The organism is Novosphingobium colocasiae (assembly GCF_014652555.1).
GTDB classification, from domain to species: domain Bacteria; phylum Pseudomonadota; class Alphaproteobacteria; order Sphingomonadales; family Sphingomonadaceae; genus Novosphingobium; species Novosphingobium colocasiae.
In genome coordinates, this window is sequence record NZ_BMZA01000052.1 from 1 (window position 1) to 1,782 (window position 1,782).

2 protein-coding genes and 1 pseudogene are annotated in these 1,782 nt (G+C 58.8%); 1 reads left to right on the forward strand and 2 read right to left on the reverse strand.

Features of this window, described 5'->3' with window-relative positions:
• Nucleotides 1-217 (reverse strand): annotated as a pseudogene (locus IE122_RS18460) (hypothetical protein); the annotation flags it as partial.
• 187 nt (nt 218-404) lie between these two features.
• Complete coding sequence (locus IE122_RS18135) at nt 405-1,163, reverse strand: GSU2403 family nucleotidyltransferase fold protein (protein WP_189622631.1); 759 nt, start codon at nt 1,161-1,163, stop codon at nt 405-407.
• Between the two features lie 154 nt (nt 1,164-1,317).
• Here IE122_RS18135 and IE122_RS18140 point away from each other — a divergent pair, with 154 nt between their 5' ends.
• Complete coding sequence (locus IE122_RS18140; protein WP_229814395.1) at nt 1,318-1,764, forward strand: site-specific integrase; 447 nt, start codon at nt 1,318-1,320, stop codon at nt 1,762-1,764.
• Nucleotides 1,765-1,782: the final 18 nt, after the last annotated feature.

Genomic DNA, 1,782 nt, shown 5'->3' on the forward strand with positions numbered 1-1,782 from the left:
GGGCCATGGCCGCCTGATGATCAACCGCCTCGCCACACACGGAAATCCTGACAGTCCCCACGAGGCTGGCCAGATGGAGTGCGGTCTGCGGATGAAGTGCTCGTCCGAGACCTTCGGCTTTAGCAGCAATTTCGGCGACCAGATCGGGCAAATCGCCGGTTGGCGCATCGATCCGTGCAGGCTCGATCTGGGTCGGGGACTCGACGTTTTCTACCACAGGTTTGGCCGATCCTCCTGGTAAGCACTCCATGCTTACCCTAGCGAAAAACTAGCCCATTTTCTAGCGTTATGTTCTGTCCCACGTTCTTCCTGACAGATGATGGATGACTATCTGGCCGATCTTTTGGCCGATCCTTTGGGCGAAGTTTGCGGACTGTCGCTTCGATCATGCAGAGAGTTTCTGCCTATTCGAGCATGATCGCGCAACCAGTAACTCGATCAACCGGCCGACCAAACAGCAGCCACTCCTGCTCGGGCAAGGCCATCGGGCGAGGCTGATCGGCAGGGCCGAGCGAGTGCGACCGCGAAGGCGCAACCAGAAGTTCGACCTCGTAGGCCTTAGCGTTGCGTGCCTGAAAGTCGCGCTCGCTATTGACAGTGAAGGTCGGATCGACCGCCTTCAGCATGTCCCACACGGCTCGGCCGGATGTATCGTCATCGGCCGCGACCCAGGCGAGGTCGAAATCCTCGGTCTCGTCGGGCAGGGGAACGACACCATTGGCTTCGACCATATAGGCCGAGATCGCATTGGTGCCGACGACCAGCAGGTGGGAACCAAGCAATTGACGGCGATCGCATTCCCTCAGGATCGGACCTGCATCGCTGGACAGCAGCGGCAACCGCAGGGCCCGATAGAGCGCGGCGCTTTCGGCCAGGATCGTGCGCAGGCGGGCAGCGCGGTCCTTCAGTTCGGCTTTGCGAGCGTGATAGGCGGTGAACTCGGCATCCCGTTTGACGCTCCACCGGCCAAGACTCTTGCCGTTGCCGCTGCGGTCGGTGATGCGATAGAGGTAGTATTGGCCATTGATTGTTTTCTTGCGCAGGTCGTACGGAAGCTCACGTCGCTCGCGCTCGACCTCGATCCAGCTCTCGTAGCGCTGATGCAGATTGACGAGCAATCGGGCTTGCTCATCGCTGAAAGGGCGGAAGATTGTCACCTGCATTTTATCCCACAAGGCGGGCGATTTGTCAAAATGTGGGATAAACTGATAATAATAGTTATGTTAATAGCGATACCACAACTGTCCATGTAAACTGTGTTCAGTGTGATGACGCAAGGCTTGCGGTCACGGGGGTCTTTCAACAGTATCAGCGACCGTGTCCACTCCGTTCGCTACGACGCCCTGGCAGGCTGCGCGCATCGAAATGCCCGGCGGTCGCCGGTCGTGGACGGTATTGGATGATGACGGCGATGTCGTCGAGTGCCTTCGTCACTGGATCGTCCATCTCGAACAGACCCACGCGTCACCAAACACGATCCGCGCTTATGTTCGCCACGTTGTGGACTTCGCGAACTTCCTCGGCGCAAACGGCGCCGGCATCCATGAAGCCACGGTTGCGCTGTATGACAGCTTCCTTGCCTGGCGGCTTGCCCGCCGAAAGGATGCGCTGCCATGTCCTCGGCTGATGCTGCTACGCAAGCAGGAAACGCGGATTCTGGCATACGACCCGTCAAAGCCGAGGCTCACCAGATCGGCGTACAGTTGCTTGATCGTCCGCTTCTGCGTAAGCGATGTGCTCAGACCACGGCGATCCATGGCATGAGGTCGCCCACTGCGTTTG

What these genes read in the sequence shown, in the direction of transcription:
- IE122_RS18135 (WP_189622631.1), bottom strand. Translation starts at nt 1,163, where the DNA reads ATGCAGGTGACAATCTTCCGCCCTTTCAGCGATGAGCAAGCCCGATTG.